20 protein-coding genes are annotated in these 21,006 nt (G+C 42.7%); 11 read left to right on the plus strand and 9 right to left on the minus strand.

Annotated features, from left to right (window positions below):
- Positions 1–32: 32 nt before the first annotated feature.
- On the plus strand, positions 33–1,220 hold the full coding sequence (locus IE165_RS17710) for an esterase (RefSeq protein WP_189627991.1): 1,188 nt from the start codon (positions 33–35) through the stop codon (positions 1,218–1,220).
- 46 nt (positions 1,221–1,266) lie between these two features.
- Here IE165_RS17710 and purN read toward each other — a convergent pair whose 3' ends face one another.
- Positions 1,267–1,842 (minus strand): phosphoribosylglycinamide formyltransferase, encoded by a 576-nt coding sequence (gene purN / locus IE165_RS17715; protein WP_189627992.1) that lies wholly within the window; start codon positions 1,840–1,842, stop codon positions 1,267–1,269.
- Between the two features lie 117 nt (positions 1,843–1,959).
- On the opposite strand from purN, the gene IE165_RS17720 reads away from it, so the two are divergent.
- Positions 1,960–2,451: a redoxin gene (locus tag IE165_RS17720; protein WP_189627993.1), complete on the plus strand. Its 492-nt coding sequence runs from the start codon at positions 1,960–1,962 to the stop codon at positions 2,449–2,451.
- Between the two features lie 73 nt (positions 2,452–2,524).
- Here IE165_RS17720 and IE165_RS17725 read toward each other — a convergent pair whose 3' ends face one another.
- The 4 genes from IE165_RS17725 to IE165_RS17740 all read right to left on the minus strand — a co-directional run bounded on the left by IE165_RS17725 (position 2,525) and on the right by IE165_RS17740 (position 6,666).
- The gene (locus IE165_RS17725) at positions 2,525–3,961 is read right to left on the minus strand and encodes a serine hydrolase domain-containing protein (RefSeq protein WP_189627994.1); all 1,437 of its coding nucleotides are present in this window, start codon (positions 3,959–3,961) and stop codon (positions 2,525–2,527) included.
- A 26-nt stretch (positions 3,962–3,987) separates the two neighbouring features.
- Positions 3,988–4,737 carry a LytR/AlgR family response regulator transcription factor gene (locus IE165_RS17730; RefSeq protein WP_189627995.1) on the minus strand — a complete coding sequence of 250 codons (750 nt, stop codon included), beginning with the start codon at positions 4,735–4,737 and terminating at the stop codon, positions 3,988–3,990.
- Positions 4,730–5,650 carry a sensor histidine kinase gene (locus IE165_RS17735; RefSeq protein ID WP_229826636.1) on the minus strand — a complete coding sequence of 307 codons (921 nt, stop codon included), beginning with the start codon at positions 5,648–5,650 and terminating at the stop codon, positions 4,730–4,732. The genes IE165_RS17730 and IE165_RS17735 overlap by 8 nt, the downstream gene beginning before the upstream one ends.
- 128 nt (positions 5,651–5,778) lie before the next feature.
- Positions 5,779–6,666 carry a LiaF transmembrane domain-containing protein gene (locus IE165_RS17740; RefSeq protein ID WP_189627997.1) on the minus strand — a complete coding sequence of 296 codons (888 nt, stop codon included), beginning with the start codon at positions 6,664–6,666 and terminating at the stop codon, positions 5,779–5,781.
- A gap of 274 nt (positions 6,667–6,940) precedes the next feature.
- Here IE165_RS17740 and IE165_RS17745 point away from each other — a divergent pair, with 274 nt between their 5' ends.
- The 9 genes from IE165_RS17745 to IE165_RS17785 all read left to right on the plus strand — a co-directional run bounded on the left by IE165_RS17745 (position 6,941) and on the right by IE165_RS17785 (position 16,625).
- Positions 6,941–7,276 carry a DUF3276 family protein gene (locus IE165_RS17745; RefSeq protein ID WP_189627998.1) on the plus strand — a complete coding sequence of 112 codons (336 nt, stop codon included), beginning with the start codon at positions 6,941–6,943 and terminating at the stop codon, positions 7,274–7,276.
- A gap of 124 nt (positions 7,277–7,400) precedes the next feature.
- Positions 7,401–9,521: a S9 family peptidase gene (locus tag IE165_RS17750; protein WP_189627999.1), complete on the plus strand. Its 2,121-nt coding sequence runs from the start codon at positions 7,401–7,403 to the stop codon at positions 9,519–9,521.
- A 63-nt stretch (positions 9,522–9,584) separates the two neighbouring features.
- Entirely contained in the window at positions 9,585–10,376 is a 792-nt protein-coding gene (locus IE165_RS17755) for a hypothetical protein (RefSeq protein ID WP_189628000.1), read from the plus strand.
- 11 nt (positions 10,377–10,387) lie between these two features.
- Complete coding sequence (locus IE165_RS17760; RefSeq protein WP_189628001.1) at positions 10,388–11,542, plus strand: 1-deoxy-D-xylulose-5-phosphate reductoisomerase; 1,155 nt, start codon at positions 10,388–10,390, stop codon at positions 11,540–11,542.
- 149 nt (positions 11,543–11,691) lie between these two features.
- Entirely contained in the window at positions 11,692–13,011 is a 1,320-nt protein-coding gene (rseP, locus tag IE165_RS17765; protein ID WP_189628002.1) for an RIP metalloprotease RseP, read from the plus strand.
- A 48-nt stretch (positions 13,012–13,059) separates the two neighbouring features.
- Entirely contained in the window at positions 13,060–13,263 is a 204-nt protein-coding gene (locus IE165_RS17770) for a YwbE family protein (RefSeq protein ID WP_189628003.1), read from the plus strand.
- Positions 13,264–13,524: 261 nt separating this feature from the next.
- A complete protein-coding gene (gene carA / locus IE165_RS17775) occupies positions 13,525–14,625 on the plus strand; it encodes a glutamine-hydrolyzing carbamoyl-phosphate synthase small subunit (RefSeq protein ID WP_189628004.1) in 1,101 nt (366 codons plus the stop codon).
- 235 nt (positions 14,626–14,860) lie between these two features.
- Positions 14,861–16,159: a phosphopyruvate hydratase gene (gene eno / locus IE165_RS17780; protein WP_189628005.1), complete on the plus strand. Its 1,299-nt coding sequence runs from the start codon at positions 14,861–14,863 to the stop codon at positions 16,157–16,159.
- A 163-nt stretch (positions 16,160–16,322) separates the two neighbouring features.
- Positions 16,323–16,625 carry an FtsB family cell division protein gene (locus IE165_RS17785; protein WP_189628006.1) on the plus strand — a complete coding sequence of 101 codons (303 nt, stop codon included), beginning with the start codon at positions 16,323–16,325 and terminating at the stop codon, positions 16,623–16,625.
- A gap of 48 nt (positions 16,626–16,673) precedes the next feature.
- On the opposite strand, the gene IE165_RS17790 is transcribed toward IE165_RS17785, so the two are convergent.
- The 4 genes from IE165_RS17790 to clpX all read right to left on the minus strand — a co-directional run bounded on the left by IE165_RS17790 (position 16,674) and on the right by clpX (position 21,001).
- Complete coding sequence (locus tag IE165_RS17790; RefSeq protein ID WP_189628007.1) at positions 16,674–17,381, minus strand: FkbM family methyltransferase; 708 nt, start codon at positions 17,379–17,381, stop codon at positions 16,674–16,676.
- A 46-nt stretch (positions 17,382–17,427) separates the two neighbouring features.
- Positions 17,428–18,792 (minus strand): pyridoxal-phosphate dependent enzyme, encoded by a 1,365-nt coding sequence (locus IE165_RS17795; RefSeq protein ID WP_189628008.1) that lies wholly within the window; start codon positions 18,790–18,792, stop codon positions 17,428–17,430.
- A 49-nt stretch (positions 18,793–18,841) separates the two neighbouring features.
- A complete protein-coding gene (locus tag IE165_RS17800) occupies positions 18,842–19,657 on the minus strand; it encodes an AMP nucleosidase (RefSeq protein WP_189628009.1) in 816 nt (271 codons plus the stop codon).
- A 93-nt stretch (positions 19,658–19,750) separates the two neighbouring features.
- On the minus strand, positions 19,751–21,001 hold the full coding sequence (gene clpX, locus IE165_RS17805) for an ATP-dependent Clp protease ATP-binding subunit ClpX (protein ID WP_189628010.1): 1,251 nt from the start codon (positions 20,999–21,001) through the stop codon (positions 19,751–19,753).
- Positions 21,002–21,006: the final 5 nt, after the last annotated feature.

Below are 21,006 nucleotides of genomic sequence, written 5' to 3' on the forward strand. Positions count from 1 at the left end.
TATCTTTAATAACGACCAATAACTCATGTTATATGCTGAAAAACATAATAATTATAAGCCTATGGTTAGGCAGTCTCGGCTTGCAGCACATTGCAGCGCAGGAAAACATTCACCCCACAGAAAAGAAACGCATGATATCACCGGAGGTTCATGCCAACAATAGCGTAACATTTCGCGTCTATGCGCCCCATGCGCAGCGATTGTCCGTTGTTGGTAATTGGATGGATCGCAATGCCACAGCAGGAGCCGGAAAGCAAGCTATGCAAAAGGAGGGAAGCTATTGGTCTTACACAACAGGAGCGTTGCCTTCGGATCTATTCCTGTATCAAATTGACGTGGATGGCGCTGTGTTTAATGATCCATTGAATGTCTATCAAATAAGGGACGTTAACAATACATTCAATTATTTCTTGACGGGAGGCGAACAAGCTGCCTGGTACAAAGTGTACGATGTTCCGCACGGAACCATGTCGACACGATGGTACAAATCACCTACGTTGGATAAGACGCGGCGTTTGACGGTATACACGCCTCCCAATTACGAAGCTGGAAAGGGAAAATACCCCGTACTTTATTTATTGCACGGCATGGGCGGCGATGAAGAAGCTTGGCCGTCTTTGGGAAGAGTGGGGCAGATCCTCGATAATATGATCGCCTCCGCGAAGGTTAAGCCTATGCTGGTGGTCATGCCCAATGGACACGTTTCGAATACTGCTGCACCCGGCGAATCGTCGAGAGGGCAATACCCAATAGACTTCTTCACCCCCGATGTGGGAAGTGGAAAAATGGAAGAGTCATTCTCCGATATCATAGATTTTATCGAACGTAATTATCGCGTGAAAAAACAGAAAGCTGCTAGGGCTATTGCAGGACTGTCCATGGGAGGTTCGCACACATTGTTTATCTCGTCTTATCTGCCCCAGACATTTGACTACATTGGTCTTTTCTCTGCCGCTTTTAAAATGAACGACAATGCGGAGAATCCAGTCTTTCGTGATTTTGAAAAAAATCTAGTTCGACAGCGAGACGATGGCTATAAGCTTTACTGGATCGGAATGGGCAAAAAAGATTTTTTATACAAAACAGGCGAGCAGTATCGTGAATTGTTGGACGACAAACAGATGAAATACACGTATTATGAAAGTGAAGGAGGCCATACTTGGTCAAACTGGCGACTGTACTTGACGGAGTTTTTACCGAAGCTTTTTCGCAACAACTAGCCTCGTGATATCTAATCCAAAGGGAGATCTAGGATTTCCCTTTTCGTTAGTTGTATTTCTTTAGGAGGTTTTCGATTACTTTCGGGAAATATTGATGTTCCAATTGTTGCCCTTTAAATTTAATCGTTTCCAATGTATCTTCGGCTTCGACCTTGAATTTTGCTTGCTGGATGATTTCGCCCTCGTCGAAATTTTCATTGACAAAATGGATGGTAATGCCGTGTTCCTCTACTCCGGCTTCCAAGACGGCCTTATGCACGCGATCGCCGTACATCCCTTTGCCACCAAATTTAGGCAATAGTGCGGGATGGATATTGATAATCTTATTTGGGAAGGCTTTAAGTAGGTTTTCTGGTACAAGCCATAAGAAGCCTGCCAATACAATTAAGTCAATTTCCAAACGTTTCAGGATATCGATAATTTCCTCTGATTCGTAAAACGTCTTGCGATCAAATACATGGGATGGAATTTCAAAGTTGTCTGCTCGCTGCAAAACATAGGCGTCGACGTTGTTACTCAACACCAATGCCACTTCGGCCAAGCTGGAATACTTGAAGTGTTCCATGATTTTCTGTGCATTTGAACCCGAGCCTGAAGCAAAGATAGCGATGCGTTTTTTCACAATATTGAATCTTTTGTCTTTTAAATATTGATTTGTAACCAAATATATGGTATTTTTCGGATATCTCCGCGCTTTTGCGGACTTGTTGACCTCAAATATAATATCAAGAAGTAAATAATGACAAAAATAGGATTTATTACATTTTTTATAGCCTTATTCAACTGCTGCAACGCCCAGCAGATGCCTTCCAGCTTGCCTTCGTTTTCATCGATTTATCCGGTCTACGATGACAAGCTAATCCTACAAGAACAGTTGCCCAGCAAAGGAAAGATCGTGCTCATATTTTATGACCCAGGTTGTGGACATTGCCAACAATTGGGAGCTGGGGTCAGTAAATATGTAGATAAGCTCAAAGACGCTTCATTTTTCTTTATCAGTATGCATGATAAAGAGTATGTGGACGGGTTCATCAATATGTTTGCAAAAGGCTTAAAGGGTAAGAAAAACGTATCGTTCTGGAAGGATCATGGCGTCGAATTTATAGAAAAGATGGTGCCTGAAAACTATCCCGCAAGCTATATTTATGATGGGCGTACGAAAAAAATGATCAAGTCATTTCAGGGCGAAAGTGATATAACCAAGATTATGCCATTTATCCAACAGCAGTAAGTAAGCCTGGCACCAGCTTTCAGCCGATCGAAACCGCTATTATCCGCAAGGTTCACTGCAGAATTTTCAAAAATTATTGTTGTTGCAGCAGCTTTTCCATGATCGCTGTGCTCATTTTTCCTACGCTTTCCGCCGCGTTGGACAGCACCACAACAGCTGTTTTGGTGTCTGGAGAAATTCCAATGAAAGAACTGCTACCACCCGTTCCACCCGTGTGGTGGAAATAAATTAATCCATCCAGCATGCTCATGTGCCACGCGAGGCCAATATCCATATTCTCTGGCGTAAAAAAGGTAAATTGACGGGTGAGCGCCATGGCGTATTGAAGTTCATCCTGTGGCATCTTAAATTGCGCAGTGGCAAATAAGGTAAGGTCCTTGACCGTCGATTTCAGTCCGCCAGCAGCTGCCAATGCTTTCCAATTCCACCTAGGGGTGTCGTTCCCATCTTCATCATATCCGCTCACTAGAACCTGTTGTTTTTTTGCGTCCGGTTTTTCGGTGGTGTTCACCAGCTGTAGCGGTGTTAAAATCGTTTCTTGAAGATATTGCATGTAGGGCTTTTTCGTGATGATGCTGATTAACTCACCGAGCAAACCAAAACCAATGTTGCTGTATTCATAGCTTTCGCCAGGCTCCCGTGTAGCTTTAAAGGCCTTGAGGTAAGCAAACAATGCACTGCGATCGTAGGCCGCGTAGGGATCCTTAGCCTGAAAGCCAGCGATGCTGTTCCAGTTATCGGCCATGCGAGGAAGGCCGGAACTGTGGTTGGCCAATTCCTTGAAGGTGATACCCTGGATCGCCGGATTCGATGCAACGGAGTCGGGGAGAAATTTTGCAATAGAATCGTCGAGCTGTATAATGTTTTTGGTTACTAAATCTGCCAAGAGCACTGCTGTGAAGACCTTTGTTAAAGATCCTATTTCATACAATGTCGCCTCGGTGGGCAGCGTTTGGTTTCCTGGCGCTGTTTCGCCATAGAAAAATGTTTTGTAGTTGTTTTGATGGAATATGCCAATGGCCAGAGATTGTGTATTACCTTTTTTAACATACCTATTTGCAAGCGAATCAATATAAAAATCCAAGGGCGACACGTTGTCCGCCTGACTGATCACTTCCGTTTTTTCTTTTTTCTGAAGCGCTGGTTTTTCTGCTGCTGTGAAGGCTAACAGTTCATAGTGCAGCGTGCTATCTACAGCTAACCTGGCATGTAATGCATGTTTATCGAACTGCAACCGATACGTTGCCGTATTTTGGCTAAAGTTTACCACGTCAACCTGCTGAATCTGCCCGAGTTGATATAGGTTGTTCAGCACGAAAGCAAGTTGTTCTTGGGGAATTTGCGCTTTGAATGTCTCGGAAGCTAGGCTGTAAATAGAGTCGGTCATCTGCGTGTTAATGAAAAACTCTAACTTATTGAAAAGGGCTTTGTTTACCATCTCTGGTTTGCTCTGCGCCACAGCTTGCACGGCGAAAAGCATGGACAGCATCCATAATAAATTGCGACTCATGTCCGCAAAATTACAGAAACAAATACTTATAAGCCAATTATTTGTTTCAATCTGGCATAGCCCGATTTACTGATGTTGATTTTTTGCCCGGTTAGCAGGGTTGCAATATAACTCTCTTTTTCCATAGGTTCTATTTTAGCCAACTGATCGACCTTCGCAATGAACGAGCGATGCACACGCACAAACTGCTTTTGGTCAAGCTGTTTTTCGAACGAACTCATCGTTTTATTTTTCAAAAATACACCATCTTTCGTATGGATCTTTACATAATCGTCATACGCCTCTAAAAAATTAACCTGCTGTACAGGAATAATTTTGATTTGCGTACCGTTTTTTACGACAATACGCTCGAGTGATTCTGCTTCCGTGATTGCCGCGATCTTGCCTGATGTTTGTTCTGCCGATAGCGGAGCAGCGTTGCTCACAAAGCTATTCCGGAATTTGGCCAGTCCCTGTTCGAAACGATCTTTGCTGATCGGCTTTAGCAGGTAATCGATCGCGTTCTTTTCAAAAGCCTTGATCGCAAATTCATCAAAGGCAGTCGTAAAGATCACGTTTGGCATTTCATCAACAATTTCCAGCATCTCAAACCCGGTCAACTTTGGCATCTGAATATCCAAGAACACGAGATCAGGTTCATGCTGCTGAATCGCCTTTGCGCCTTCAAAACCATCTCCGCATTCCGCAACAATTTGTATGTCGGAATGTTGCTTCAGATATTCCATGATAATCATGCGTGCCAACGGTTCATCGTCAATAACAATGGTTTTAATCATATTGCGGGATCTTTAAGGTGGATGTAAATATATTGTCTTTTATTGAAGTATCCAAAAGATCAGTACGGCTATAGAGCAGGAATAAACGTCGTTTTATGCTGGACAACCCAAAACCGGTCCCTTTTTTCGTTTCGAATTGGTCGGAATCAAATGGATTCGTAATCGTGATATGAAGCATATAGTTAACCATGCGGATATCAATCGTTATTTCCACATTGCCAACCACGTTGTAAAGACCGAATTTGATCGCATTTTCTAACAAAGGCTGTATAATCATGGAGGGAACTTTCGCTCGGCTAGATTCTTCTTGTTGGGCAAAGGTCGTCGATAGGCGATGTCCAAAGCGCACTTTTTCAATGTCCAGATACAACCGCAAATGGGCTATTTCATCGGCGAGGGGTATCAATTGTTTGTCGTCCTTACGCATGGTTCCCCGTAGGAAATCCGATAGTTGGAAAGTCATGTTGCGCGCTTCATCCGGCTTGATACCGATAAGGGCGATAATGGAATTTAAGCTGTTGAACAAAAAGTGGGGCTGCAGCTGCTGCCGTAAATTATAAAGCTCTGCATCGCGTAATATCCGTTCTGACTCCTCTTTACGACGTTTATTTTCTTGGTATTCTTCTTGGATATTCCAAAAAATGTTAATGATGATAACACAGAGCAGCAACAAAAAGTTGATGATAAATCGATAGGGCAGCACTTCATAGAAATGCGTCAATGAAAAATCGTCAAAGAATTGATTCAATAGAAATATGGATAGCCCAACGCTCATGATGGTCAGAACGATGCAGATCAATGTTATTTTGAGATATTGATTCTTACGTGGTAGATAATATTGCAGCGTACTATAAATCAGGTAACAGCAAATGGTGATAGATAGGGAGCCAATAATAGGTTCGTATGGTGTCACAGGTTTTGGTCGGCAGTCCCACCACAGCAAGAAATAGGAAAGAAAAAAGTATAAAACGCAAATGGTCCACGTTGTCACGTGGATCAGCCGGTTTTTAGAAGTCAATTTAAATATCATGTACGCCGTACTTAGCTATTCTTGATGGTAATATTTCCGAAAATGGATGTCCCGGTGATATACAGGCACTTACTTTGGTCGATAATGTTCGTCAGTATGACCCGCCGATCGTCGTTTTCACTCAAAATAGAAGAAACGGTCGTCGCTACTACCCAATGCGGAGGAACAATAATCTTTGTGCTGCCAAACAGCTGGAAAACATCCAACGCAATAGGCTGTTGCATATCAGCCTGTAATAGGTTTATTTCTGTACTGCCGAACACATTGGTCATCGTTCCACCAAGGAAGTTTTTTGAAAAAATAATCTTTTTGGCATTGCCGAATACAGAGTCTACTTTAATGTAGTTTTCACCTTCGTAGGAATAGCCCTTGTTTTGGTAAGCACCGTAGGATGATTGCTGCGAGGAAGTAGCTTCGGGACGATCGAATGGTGATTGAAAAGTAGTTGCTGATTCCGCTTCCGTATCCACACGGGCATCCCAATCATATTCATCTTTCTCGGGTTTTGGTGTAAAATCCGGTGAAATTGGCGGCGGCGTATGGCTGCGATTACGCATAATTAAGTAAATGCCTAAAATAATCGCACCTAATGGAATAATGACGCGTCCTAAAGAAAGATCCATTAAGTCTTTTAGCAAGAACAAACTACCCAAACAGATCAAAATAATGGATGACTTTTTCTTAAATTGCGAATTAACGCCGATAACTAGACCTATAATAATAAGGATCATCTCCCAACCAAATATCCAACGCGGAAACCAAATACCTAGGTTAAGGTTTTTTAACAGCAAAGCCAAACCTAAGAAAACGATCACCGCTCCGACAATGTTCGCGCTTTTGTTATTTCTAGGCGGAATGGGTGGTGGTGTTGTTGCTTTATATTCTCTTTCTCTTTCCATTACGATGTGTATTTATTTATTTGATTCAAAAGTAGCGCAATACATCAAAATCAATAAGCCAAAATAGGTAATACATCGCACTTTTTCGGTAAATGCCACTAATTTTTCGGTGAAAATTCTGCCCTATATAACGCTTTGCCCAAACTATCTGAGATACAGCTTATAAAATGGCAAGTCAAAAAAAAACTTTTTTTATAAAAATTTGGGCTATTGAATTAAATAATTATATATTTATAACTGAAAAAGGATTTAAACTTAAATACTTACAATACTAATGGGAGATTTTGAAAACAAAGAGCGCGAAGAAGTATTTTCAAAAAAGGTGAGAGCGGGCAAACGTACTTATTTTTTTGATGTGAAAGCAACTCGTTCGAACGATTACTATGTGACCATCACGGAAAGCAAAAAACGTTTTGAGGATGGTCAGTTTATCAAACACAAGATTTTTTTGTACAAGGAAGATTTTGAGAAGTTTGCTGAAGGGTTGACAGAGGTGGTTGATTACATTAAAGCCAATCAAGACGTCGTGGAAAAACGGTATGAGCCTAATCAAGAGGATTCTGCCTATGAGAGCAATGCGTATGCAAGAAAAGACGATTTCACTTTCTAGGGTATTCTAAATCAAAAGATATCAAAGCCACTACGAAGTGGCTTTTTTTATTAAATATGTTACAGATTACCGCTTATCAATCATCTAAATATTGTTAATTTCGTGGCTTTATCAATTAGCTTTTATGAATAGAATTTTAGCAAGTTCGCTGCTGGCGACGTTGTTTATCGCACAATTACACGCACAACAAAAAGCGCTTTCATTTGCGCAAGCTTGGGGACAGGAAGCTTCGCTCACCAGGCCTATCAACCAGTACGTTGGCTGGGCTGATAATGTGCACTATATCGAAAAGGATGCCGTAGATGGAATGCTTTATGCGGTAAACATCAATACTTACGCGAGACGTCCCTATACACCGCCCCCAAAAGCTGACGTCGCTGTTTTTGTAAAGGATAAGGATGTCTTCATTCGCTATGGGGAACAGGGAACGAAGCAGCTGACGCAATCTCCGGATGTGGAAGAGAACAATCCGACGTTGTCCCCAGACGGTAAATTTGTTGCCTTCACGAGGAAAAATGACCTGTATAGCATAGATATACAAACCGGTGAAGAAATACGCCACACCAGTGATGGGACAGACGTCATATACAACGGCTGGTCTTCTTGGGTATATTACGAAGAGATATTGGGACGATCGACCAATTATAAAGCTTTTTGGTGGTCACCAGACAGCAAGCGAATTGCTTTTATGCGCTTTGATGACACAAAGGTGCCGATGTTTCCCATCTATGTTTCTAGTGGTCAACACGGATATCTCGAAGAAACACGCTACCCAAAAGCGGGAGATCCCAATCCAACCGTAAAAATTGGTTTTGTATCCGTCAGTGGGTCGCCGATCGTTTGGGCAGATTTTAATGCGGATGACGACCAGTATTTCGGTCAGCCATATTGGAGCTTTGATAGCCAATCGATCATGGTGCAGTGGATGAATAGAGACCAGAATAACTTAAAGTTCTATGCTGTTGATCCATCAAATGGGAGCAAGCAGGAAACCTATGATGAGCATCAAGATAGCTGGATCAATTTGGATCACGATGAGCGTATTACTTATTTGGCCGATAACAAACATTATATCCTAAAATCGGATCGTAGTGGATGGGCTCATTATTATTTATATAGCCTTAACGGGAAGATGATAAATGCCATTACGCAGGGCGAATGGCAGGTAAATTCCTTAGAGCTCGTTGATGAAAAAAATAAAAAGGTCTACTTCACTGCACGGAAAGAAAATTCCGCTACGGTCGACTTATACCGGGTGGATTACAGCGGAAAAAATTTAAAGCGTTTGACGTTTGGAGATTTTTCCCATCAGGTAAAGGTATCCCCAGACGGTAAGCACTTTCTTACCACATATGCTAATGTGTATACCCCACCTCAAGTAGCCTTAGTGGATAATAATGGACGATTGTTGAAGACATTGGCTGACAGTAAGGCTGTTGAATTTGACCAATATAATTTTGGAAAAACGGAATATTTTACTATTCCCTCGGAAGATGGTCAGTACCAATTGCCAGTAGTCGTCACCTATCCAGTCGATTTTGATGAAAGCAAAGTTTATCCGGTAGTGATGAGCATATATGGTGGGCCTGATGCCGGGAGTGTACGCAACACGTGGAAAGGTACAGGAAATCAGTACTGGGCACAAGCCGGCATTATACAGATAACGTGCGATCACCGTGCTTCCGGACATTTTGGCAAGCAAGGTGTTGCACTTATGCATCGAAATTTGGGAAAGTGGGAGATGATAGATTATACGACTATTGCAAAATGGCTCAAGGCAAAGCCTTGGGTAGCAAAAAACAAGCTACTCATCACAGGGCATAGTTACGGCGGATACATGACCTGTTTGGCCTTGACAAAGGGAGCAGACTACTTTGATTACGGAATCGCAGGTGCACCAGTGACAAGTTGGGAGCTGTACGATACGCATTATACCGAGCGCTGGATGGATACACCACAGGATAACCCAGAGGGATATCGAGCCGGATCTGTATTGACTTATGTCGATCAATACAAGGGAAGGTTGCGGATCATGCACGGTGATCTGGACGATAATGTGCATTTGCAGAACACCACACAGCTTGTCGACGCCCTAACGGATCGTGATGTTCCCTTTGAATTGATGATCTATCCAGGTAGTAGACATGGGTTTGCAAGGTCTAAATCAGCTTACGATTTTAAAGAGCGTGTGCGTTTTTACTACCAATATCTTTTGGAGAAACCTGTGCCTGCAACATTTAAATAGGATAGAACGATTATTTTCGGCGGCTACCAAAAATAATCTCATATTTGCATAATTATTGTCAACATGTTACAGTATCTAAAGGAGAGCACATTTAAAGCGAACGACGTCGTGCTACGCGCATTTTCACTATTGAGGAGCCATTATTTTTCTATGGCAGGGCTATGCTTTCTGCTTTTCGTAACCTCTAACTTATCTTCGTATTTAGCACTTACGTTATATGATAGCCGTATCTATTTTGTTAAGGTATTATTGTGTATGGTTTTTCCGATCTTGTTTTTTGGTACGCAGTTGGTGCTTATTAAACGCTCGCTACTCTTGGCGCGCGGTATTGAACATGCGGCTTTTACGGATTACATACCATCAGCAAAGCAGTTTTTTAATTTTCTTTTAGGATTGGTATGCTATTCCGTCTTAGTAGGCTTATTTTACTTGCTTACGTCCGTCATCACTTTTCCATTTCTATATCTGGGCGTCGAAATGGAAACGTTAAGTTATGAGATAAACCCTTTTCTAACCGGTGTCATCATGCTATTTGTATTGACAAGAATAACGTTCTTTCCCTATTTCATTGTGGACAAAGAATTTCACCTTTTTCGTTCGTTTAAGTTGAGCGTCGCGCTCACGCGCGGGAATATGTTCAGATTGATTCTACTCGTTTTGGCGATGGGCATGGCTTATATTATGCAGGTCTCTTTTGATTATTTTGGATATTTTATCATTGCCAAAGTCTTTAGTTTCATCAACACCTTTGTTGTCATACCATCTGTCAGTTTAGTCATGGCTGTAGCATATCATGACATGATGAAAGATTATAGAGGCGGTGACGACCCGGAACTGCTAAAGAATATTATTTAAGAGTATAAAATTTGAAAAAAAGAAATATCGCCATCCTGGGCGCTACAGGTAGCATAGGAACACAGGCATTAGACGTGGTAAGGGCCTTTCCCGATTTTCTTGAGGTTTCTGTACTGACAGCGAGCAGCAACGCAGATTTATTGATCGCCCAAGCACTGGAGTTCAAACCCGCGATGGTCGTTATCGTCCACGAGAGTGGATTTCGTAAAGTCCAGGACGCCTTGAAGCCAGCTGGTATAAAGGTTTTTGCTGGAGAAGAAGCGCTTCAAGAAGTGGTTCAGTTGCCCCGCATAGACATCGTTTTAAATGCCATAGTGGGCGCTGCTGGATTAAAGCCTACTGTAGCCGCAATCCAACAACGCAAGGATATCGCGTTGGCCAATAAGGAAACGTTAGTCGTGGCAGGAGAGTTGATTATGGACCTGGTCAAAAAGCACGACGTATCCATGCTGCCGGTAGATTCTGAGCATGCTGCAATCTTTCAGTGTTTGATGGGCGAGGAACAGAATCCTGTCGAGAAAATTTACTTAACGGCGTCTGGCGGCCCGTTCCGTGGAAAAGACCGTGCGTTCTTATCAACGGTCACGAAAAGTCAGGCCCTAAAACACCCCAATTGGGTTATGGGAGCCAAAATTACAATTGATTCGGCCTCGTTAATGAATAAGGGGTTGGAGGTGATTGAGGCAAAATGGCTCTTTGATCTTGCAGCAGAACAGATTGATGTAATAGTTCATCCGCAATCCATCATCCATTCTATCGTACAGTTTTTGGATGGATCCATGAAAGCGCAGATGGGACTGCCTGATATGAAACTGCCGATTCAGCATGCGCTCACGTATCCGCTTCGCAAAGCGAACGATTTCGAGCGCTTTAACTTTTTGGACTATCCATCGCTTACCTTCGAACAGGCAGATAGCCAAACCTTCCGAAATTTGAATTTGGCCTATCGGGCTTTACAAGAAGGGGGAGACCGACCTTGTGTGCTGAACGCGGCGAACGAAGTGGCAGTAGCCGCATTTTTGGCAGACCGTATTTCCTTTTTGGAGATGAGTGAACTGATTGAAGCGACATTGCGTCAGCAAAATTGGATCCAAAAGCCTTCGTTAAGCGAGCTGTTGGCAATTGATCAGCAAGCTCGCCTCGTGGCACAGAATTTAATAGGTTAAGACAACAGACGTTATTCGGTTGATTGTTGTTGATCTAGGCAATTGTAATATATCGAAGTTTTAACTTTTGGATTTTGTTTTTTAATTTTGGCTTTTAAATATAAGTCGATATGCAAATTTTGACTTTTTACTTTTAATTTTGACTTTTAATGGGAACATTAGTGATGATCGGGCAGGTAGTTTTGGGCCTGTCAATTTTAATCATACTGCATGAATTGGGACATTTTCTTGCAGCAAGGGCCTTCGGTATCAAAGTAGAGAAGTTCTACCTTTTTTTTGATGCATGGGGCGTTAAGCTGTTTAAGTTTACCTACAAGGATTGCGAATACGGTATCGGTTGGTTGCCTTTGGGCGGGTATGTGAAGATAGCTGGGATGATCGACGAGTCTATGGACACGGAGCAGTTGAAGCAAGAGCCACAGCCTTGGGAGTTTCGCTCGAAACCTGCTTGGCAACGTCTTATTGTGATGTTGGGCGGTATTATCGTCAATGTTATCTTAGGTATTTTTATCTTTTGGATGATGACGTTTCGCTATGGTGAAAACGATATCGATAACTCGAAATTGCCATATGGAGTGGTTCCAGGTATTATTGGTAAAGAAATTGGCATACAAGCTGGCGACAAGATCTTGGCGGTCAACGGTAAGCCGGCAGTTAAATTTTTGGGGGATGTGATGAGCTCTGAAGTGCTGATGGGCGACGCGGTTTTAACGATCGAACGCGATGGAAGCAAACAGGAACTGAAGGTCCCTGCAGATATTCTAAATGCCGTGGCGGAACATAAGAAAAATGAATTCGTTAGCCCGCGTCATACCTTGAATAGTGTCAAGGAGGTAGATAAGGGATCGGAAGCGGAGCGGATGAAAATCTTGGTAGGCGACAGTATCACCGCTGTAAATGGAACCCCAACGAGGTTTTATGATGAATTTACAGGCGCATTGCGCAGCAACATTGGCAAAACTGTGGCGTTGTCACTAGTTCGGCAGGGCAAGCCGCTCGAATTGACGGGTAATATTGACTCAACTGCCGCTATTGGCCTGAATCTCGGTGCGCCAGATTTTCCGGTTATCGTACAACAGTATGGTTTTTTTGAGTCGTTGCCGGTAGGAGCAAATAAGGCGTTTTCGGTAGTGACGGACAACATCAAAGGTTTTGGTAAGATTTTTAAAGGAGATGTAAGAGCCGACAAGGCAATCTCCGGTCCTGTCGGAATAGCCAAAATGTTTGGTGCCGAAGTGAATTGGATCAAGTTTTGGAGTTTAGTGGGCATGTTGTCCATGGCACTCGCATTTATGAACCTGCTGCCTATCCCTGCGCTAGACGGCGGTCACGTAATATTCTTGCTTGTCGAAATGATACAGGGAAAGCCCCTAAGCGATAACTTTTTGGAAAAAGCGCAAATGATAGGCTTTTTTATTCTTATTGCGCTCATTCTCTTTACCTTGGGTAATGATATTCTTAAATGGTAAAACTTGGTAACGGGACTATGGAAGTGTCCCTTAGTATGACTTAATGATATGGACGGAAAAACAAGGGCAAATATAAAGCCGGGAATGTTGGTCAACATTGTGTTGAAGAAGGATCAACGCAGTGGTACATTAACGGAAGGTATTGTTAAAGATCTGCTGACCTCCGCAGCCTTTCACCATCGTGGTATTAAGGTGCGGCTGCAGGACGGGCAGATTGGTCGAGTGCAAGAAATTGTAGAAGATGACTTCTGAAAGCGCGTAGAAAACATGCGAAGCGGGCCGGCAAAATTAATGTGTCGACCCGCTACTTTTTTACTATTTAATTTTGCCTTTATACATTTAATATCTACCTTTGTCTCTCGTGAAAAATGGGGTAACATATCTCGTTGCAACGAAGCAAAGATCCAATGCAAGCATTGGTATACAGGATATTTGATATTATTTTAGCCCAGTTGGGCTTTTTTTATATCTAGATATTTTAGCATTAGAAACACATTATTTTAACATACAAGAATGACCAACTACAGTAAATTACCGGCTATTTTGGTACTTGAAGACGGAACAGTTTATCACGGCAAAGCCGCCGGAAAAATTGGTACGACAACAGGGGAGATCTGTTACAATACAGGTACGACAGGTTATCAGGAAATTTTCACAGATCCGTCCTATTACGGACAGATTATGGTGACCACCAATGCGCATATCGGTAATTATGGTATCGACGAAGATGATACAGAATCGGAAAAGATTCAGATTGCCGGTTTGGTGTGCAAAAACTATAATATCAACTATAGCCGGCAAATGGCGGATTCATCGATTCAGACTTATTTCGAAGAGCAAAATCTCGTTGGTATATCCGATATAGACACCAGATCTTTAGTGCGTCATATCCGTGATAAAGGAGCTATGAATGCTATCATTTCTTCCGAAAACCTAGATGTGGAAGAACTTAAGGCCCAATTGGCCAAGGTTCCATCAATGGAAGGTCTAGAGCTGTCATCCGTCGTATCTACAAAAGCACCCTATTTTTATGGTGAAGAAAGTGCTCCCACACGGGTTGCAGTGCTAGATTTGGGTATCAAAAAGAACATTTTACGCAATTTCGATGCGCGTCAAGTATATGCTAAGGTATTTCCAGCGAAGACAACGTTTCAGGAAATGGAAGCGTGGAATCCGGATGGTTACTTTATCTCCAATGGACCTGGGGATCCGGCGGCAATCGACTATGCCATCGAGACAATTAAAGAAATTGTAGATGCAGAGAAACCAATGTTTGGAATCTGTTTAGGTCACCAAATGCTTGCGTTGGCAAACGGGATCCGAACGCAGAAAATGCACAATGGTCATCGTGGTATAAATCACCCTGTGAAAAACGTGATTTCTAATCGCTGCGAGATCACTTCCCAAAATCACGGTTTTAGTGTAGTCGCCGAAGATATCAAAAACTCCGACAAAGTTGAGATAACGCACATCAACCTCAATGACAATTCGATTGAGGGGATCCGTTTAAAAGGTAAGAAAGCGTTCTCTGTGCAATACCATCCCGAATCTTCGCCCGGTCCACACGACTCACGCTATTTATTTGACGATTTTATAGCTATGATCAAGGCATAGCAATTTGTAAAAAAGCTGAACATCAATGTTTAGCTTTTTTTTAGCCGCCGGAAATTATCAGAAAACCGATGCAGTACGCCAGCCGAAAACGGTAAGTACCTACGGCTTTACAAATTTGCAGGGAATCATATAATTGTAGCTAAATTTTCGGTAAGTTTGAATATACTAAGTATAAATGTTATCTTAGTGTTGATTATACACTAAGTTGGGAAATTGAAAAAGACAATATAAAAAAATGAGTTTAATTATTGATGTTCATGCGCGTCAGATTCTTGATTCGCGCGGTAATCCTACGATCGAAGTAGATGTAACCACTCAAAATGGATTTGTTGGACGTGCAGCCGTTCCTTCCGGAGCTTCAACGGGCATCCACGAGGCAGTTGAATTGCGCGATGGCGACAAAGGCAAATACCTCGGTAAAGGTGTTTTGAAAGCCGTTGACAACGTAAATACCACAATCGCGGACGCGTTGAAGGGTGTGGATGTGTTCGAGCAAAATACAATCGATAAGATGATGATTGATCTGGACGGATCGGAGAATAAGGGTGTATTGGGAGCCAACGCGATTCTTGGCGTTTCTTTGGCTGTGGCTAAAGCGGCAGCCCAAGAGTCACATCAACCACTTTATCGTTACATTGGTGGGGTAAACGCGAACACGTTGCCTATTCCGATGATGAACATCATCAATGGCGGCTCGCACTCCGATGCGCCCATCGCTTTCCAAGAATTTATGATTATGCCTGTGGGCGCACCTTCATTTTCCGAAGCGTTACGCTGGGGTACAGAGGTCTTCCATACGTTGAAAAAGCTTCTCCACGACAGAAATTTGTCTACAGCCGTGGGTGACGAAGGTGGTTTTGCACCGACTTTCGATGGTACCGAGGATGCGTTGGATACCGTATTGAAAGCTATCGAAACAGCAGGTTATACTCCTGGTCAAGATATATGTTTGGCGTTAGATTGTGCATCGTCGGAGTTTTACAAAGATGGTAAGTACAATTATGCGAAGTTTGAAGGGGACAAAGGTGCTATTCGTTCAAGTGAAGAGCAAGCTTCTTATCTTGCTGAACTGACGGAAAAATATCCAATCATCTCTATTGAAGATGGTATGGCAGAAGATGATTGGGCCGGTTGGAAAACATTGACTGAAAAGATAGGTGATCGTGTTCAGCTGGTAGGTGATGACTTATTTGTGACGAACACAAAACGTCTTCAACAGGGGATCGATGACGATACTGCTAACTCTATTTTAGTAAAAGTGAATCAAATTGGCTCCTTGACAGAAACAATTAACGCCGTAACACTAGCACAGAACTCTGGTTATACCTCGGTGATGTCTCACCGTTCCGGCGAAACAGAGGATGCTACTATTGCTGACCTAGCTGTTGCGTTAAACTGCGGACAGATCAAAACCGGATCTGCGTCGCGCTCTGACCGTATGGCAAAATACAACCAGTTGTTGCGTATCGAAGAGGAATTGGGCGGGAATGCTCGTTTCATTGGTAAAAACTTTAAGTACGCGATCAAAAAGTAATTTACCCGCGCACAATTTAACGCGCTTAGCAGGCGTCCCTAGTAGCTGCTCATTTAGCAGCAGGTGCTGGGGACGCTTTTCTTTTTTATCTCCATGCTTGGCATGTCGAAGAAACCATGCAAAATTCTGTTCAACTTCCAAAAGATATGTTTAACTTTGTTATATGGAGAGATTTTTGTCACTTATCCGAAATAAGTATCTGATCGCAGGTGTTGCATTCTTGGTGTGGATGTGTTTCTTCGATCGCTACGACGTCAGTACGCAATTTGCCTATCAACAGGAGAAGAATAAGCTAGAAGTAGAAAAGGCTTTTTACGAAACCGAGATCGAACAAATGACAAAGTCCATCAAGGACGTACAGTATAATCCAAGTGAAATCCAACGAATAGCACGGGAGCGCTACAAAATGAAAAAGGATAACGAAGATGTTTACGTTATCCAAGAATTAGAACCGAAAGAAAATTAAATGCGATATCGAAAATGGATACTTTTCAATATATCCCAGCCCGATACCCTACTCAGCTACCTTAATTAACGAAATTTCTTGGTAGGTGTCCGAAATGGCAAATATTCGGTAACCCCGATCATATAGCTTTTGAAAAAAAAGTCTACCTTTTTCTTTTCCATCATCAAAAAAACGTTCGTGTGTCTCCAAAAGCAACTGCTTGATTGAGATTCCTGCGTTCAATATGCTATCGATAACGACATATTCCGAACCCTCGATATCCATTTTTAATACATCAATGTGCGTATGTCCAGTCTCTTTGAGAATATCAGCAAAACTTTTCAGCGGAACCTCGACATAGTCATCTTCACTCACCAGATTATGATCAAATACACTACCTGAAACATGCTCTTTGTTTTTCGGTAAATGAAATTTCACGGTTTCTGTTTTAGTTCCCAGACCGTAAGGATAAAAGTGGAATTGCGCAGGGGTTGACTGTCCGCCTACCCATTCGATAGACTTCGGCGTGGGGTCAAAACCATAAACTTGACATTGGTGTGCCTGTATCATCGCATTATCAAAAGAAATGTCTTGGCCTATCCCAAAAGAGTATACGATGGCATGCTGATCGAGCACGTCGGGATGTACATAAAACCCCCCATAGTCGCTGCCATACCATTTTTTAGCTAGGCGATATTCAATATCGATAAACGCTATCTTGCCAATTCGTGCTTTAATCCAATATTCAAATCGCTTCAGTTTACTGTTTCTTTCCATAAATTCGGATAAATCTGGTATGCGTATTCTGTTTATCTTATTATGGCTAAATCTCGGAAATTGCGTTGATAATATCGTATTGCGTGATGATATTTATTTTTCCGGATGTATCCTCTACGAGTACCGCCTGGTTGTCCTTGTCAATTAAGGTAGAAATCTTATCAATGGAAGTTTTTAGGTCAACGAAGGGAAAACTTTTGCTGGCGATGGTTTCCACGGGAGCGGATTTTAACGCTGCATTCTCTAACAATGCATTTAAGATATCAGATTCTGTTACTTTGCTGATGACCATGCCCTGTTGCGTTATGGGGATTTGGGATATATTCAAGGTTTTCATCATGTTGAATGTCTCCATGATAGATTGTTGTACATCAGCTGTAACCGTTTCCTGCTTCCCGCGCTTGTTGAGGATCGTTTGGGCAGTCAGTTTTTTATCTTGGAGGAATCCCCGTTCCCGAAGCCAGTCTTCATTGTACATCTTCCCCATATAGCGCGAACCATGGTCATGGAATATAACCACCACCACGTCGTCCTTGGTTAAGGAATGACCCAATTGGAGTAATCCAGCTACAGCCGATCCAGCGGAATTGCCGGCAAAGATCCCCTCTTGCCGAGCAAGCTCGCGTGTCATGAGCGCGGCATCTTTATCCGTTACTTTTTCGAATAGGTCGATTACCGAAAAATCAACATTTGCCGGTAGGAAATCTTCGCCAATCCCTTCGGTAATATAGGGATATATCTCATCCTTATCCAATATCCCTGTTTCTTTATATTTTTTAAATACAGAGCCGTAGGTGTCAATTCCCCATACCTTGATATGTGGATTTTTCTCGCGTAGATAACGCGCTGCACCCGATATTGTACCGCCTGTGCCCACGCCTACGACCAAATGCGTAATTTTACCTGCTGTTTGCTCCCATATTTCGGGTCCTGTCTGCTCGTAGTGTGCCTGTGCATTCGAAGGATTGTCATATTGATTTGCTTTCCATGCATTTGGCACCTCTTCTGCTAATCTGCTGGAAACAGCATAATAGGAGCGGGGATCATCTGGCGCAACATTGGTGGGACATACGATCACCTCAGCACCAAACGCACGCAATGCGTCGATTTTTTCTTTGGACTGTTTGTCCGTTGTAGTGAAAATACAGCGGTAGCCTTTCACGACTGCAGCCATAGCCAAACCCATGCCGGTATTTCCGGATGTGCCCTCAATAATGGTTCCTCCAGGTTTGAGTAACCCCGATTTCTCCGCATCTTCGATCATTTTGACCGCCATTCTATCCTTGATGGAATTTCCAGGGTTGGTCGTTTCTATCTTTGCAAGGATGGTACCTTGCAGATGCCTTGTTACTTTGTTTAGCTTAACCAAAGGCGTATCGCCTATCGTTTCCAAAATGTTGTTGTACCACATACCATGAAAGAAGGTTGCATCATGACAAACGCAACACGCTGTTTTCTTGTTAAAATTTAAGATGTTTTACCGTCAACCCATTATTAATGAGTTGTTTGAGCGCATCGATACCGATGTTGAGGTGTGTTTCTACATATTTTGCAGTAACTGCCAGATCACTCTCCGAAGTTTTTACGCCCTCCGGCACCATGGGTTGATCAGATACCAGTAGTAACGCACCGGTGGGTATTTTGTTTGCAAAGCCCACGCTAAAGATCGTTGCGGTTTCCATATCCACCGCCATTGCGCGTATAGACTTTAAGTATTTTTTAAAAGCTTTGTCGTGTTCCCAAACGCGTCTATTGGTGGTATATACCGTTCCTGTCCAATAATCCCTTGAATAATCACGTATCGTTGTTGAAATTGCCTTCTGTAAAGCAAAGGACGGTAAAGAGGGGACTTCTTGAGGAAAATAATCGTTTGATGTCCCTTCTCCACGGATGGCTGCAATGGGGAGAATCAGTTCGCCAACAGGAATCTTTTTTTTCAGTCCGCCGGTTTTCCCTAAAAACAGAACAGCCTCTGGATTGATTGCCGAAAGGAGATCCATGACGGTTGCCGCCATCGGGCTGCCCATGCCAAAGTTGATTATGGTTATACCACCAGCCGTACAGGCCTGCATGGCTTTATCCTCGCCATAAATTGGGGCATGCTCATTCATTTCAGAAAACATCTTGACATACTTTGAGAAGTTGGTGAGCAAGATATAGGGTTCGAATTCTTCCAGCGGGCATCCCGTATAGCGGGGTAGCCAATTGTTCACAATGTCCTTTTTAGACTTTAACCCCGGTGTAATGGGAGTTTCTACAGTTTTCTTTTTTGTCATACAGACTTGTTTATGTTAAACCTTCGGAATAGCCCAAGCGCGTATTCCATTTGCTACGATACAAAAAATCCCTCAGCGCGCTGAGGGATTGTACTAAGCTACTTGGAGCTTCTTAATATCTGATTTTGCGAACTTCTTCTTGGCATATTCCAAATTAATATGCAGTACTTTATCACCGTCCTCATCCTTCGTCGTCGGTATCTCGAACATGGCATCCAACATAATGGCCTCACAAATACTGCGCAAGCCACGGGCACCTAATTTAAATTCCCAAGCTTTGTCTACGATAAATCCGTATACATCCTTGTCGAAAACAAGTTCGACACCTTCATACTGAAACAACTTCATATATTGTTTAACCAAAGCGTTCTTTGGTTCTGTCAATATGTTCAGCAATGTGCCTTTATCCAAAGGATTTAAATAGGTAAGTACGGGTAAACGACCAATCAATTCGGGGATAAGGCCGAAGTTCTTAAGGTCTTGCGGCGTGATGTACTTATACAGATTGGTTAAATCGATTTCCTCATCATCTTCCTTCATTTTATATCCTACCGTTTGCGTGCGCAAGCGATTCGCGATCTTTTTCTGTATGCCGTCAAAAGCGCCACCACATATAAATAGAATATTGCTGGTGTTTACGGATATCATCTTTTGGTCCGGATGTTTACGTCCTCCCTGTGGCGGCACATTTACATTGGTTCCTTCCAAGATCTTTAGCAGCGCCTGTTGCACCCCTTCGCCTGATACATCGCGTGTTATGGAAGGATTATCGCTCTTGCGTGCAATCTTGTCAATTTCGTCGATATATATGATCCCACGTTCAGCTGCTGCAACATCATAGTCGGCAGCCTGTAGTAGGCGGGTAAGAATACTCTCCACATCTTCACCAACGTATCCCGCCTCCGTTAGCACCGTGGCGTCGACAATACAAAAAGGGACATTAAGGATCTTCGCTACCGTTTTCGCCAGTAAGGTCTTGCCCGTACCGGTTTCACCAACGATAATTAAATTTGATTTTTCAATCTCGATTTCATCTTTGTCGACTTTTTGGTTCAACCGTTTATAGTGGTTGTATACAGACACCGATATGACCTTCTTTGCGTCATCCTGACCGATAACGTATTGGTCTAGATGCTGCTTGATCTCCATCGGACGCACAAGTTTCAACGTAGTTTGTAGTGACTTGCTTTTGCGTTGTTTCAGCTCCTCTGCTAAAATCTCACCGGCTTGCGTCACACATCGGTCGCAAATATGAGCCCCATCGCCCGCGATAAGCATCTGCGCATCATTCTTACTGATGCCGCAGAATGAGCAACGGATGTCTCTGTTATTAATCTTACTCATTGATT

Source organism: Sphingobacterium griseoflavum, from assembly GCF_014653155.1.
Lineage (GTDB): Bacteria > Bacteroidota > Bacteroidia > Sphingobacteriales > Sphingobacteriaceae > Sphingobacterium > Sphingobacterium griseoflavum.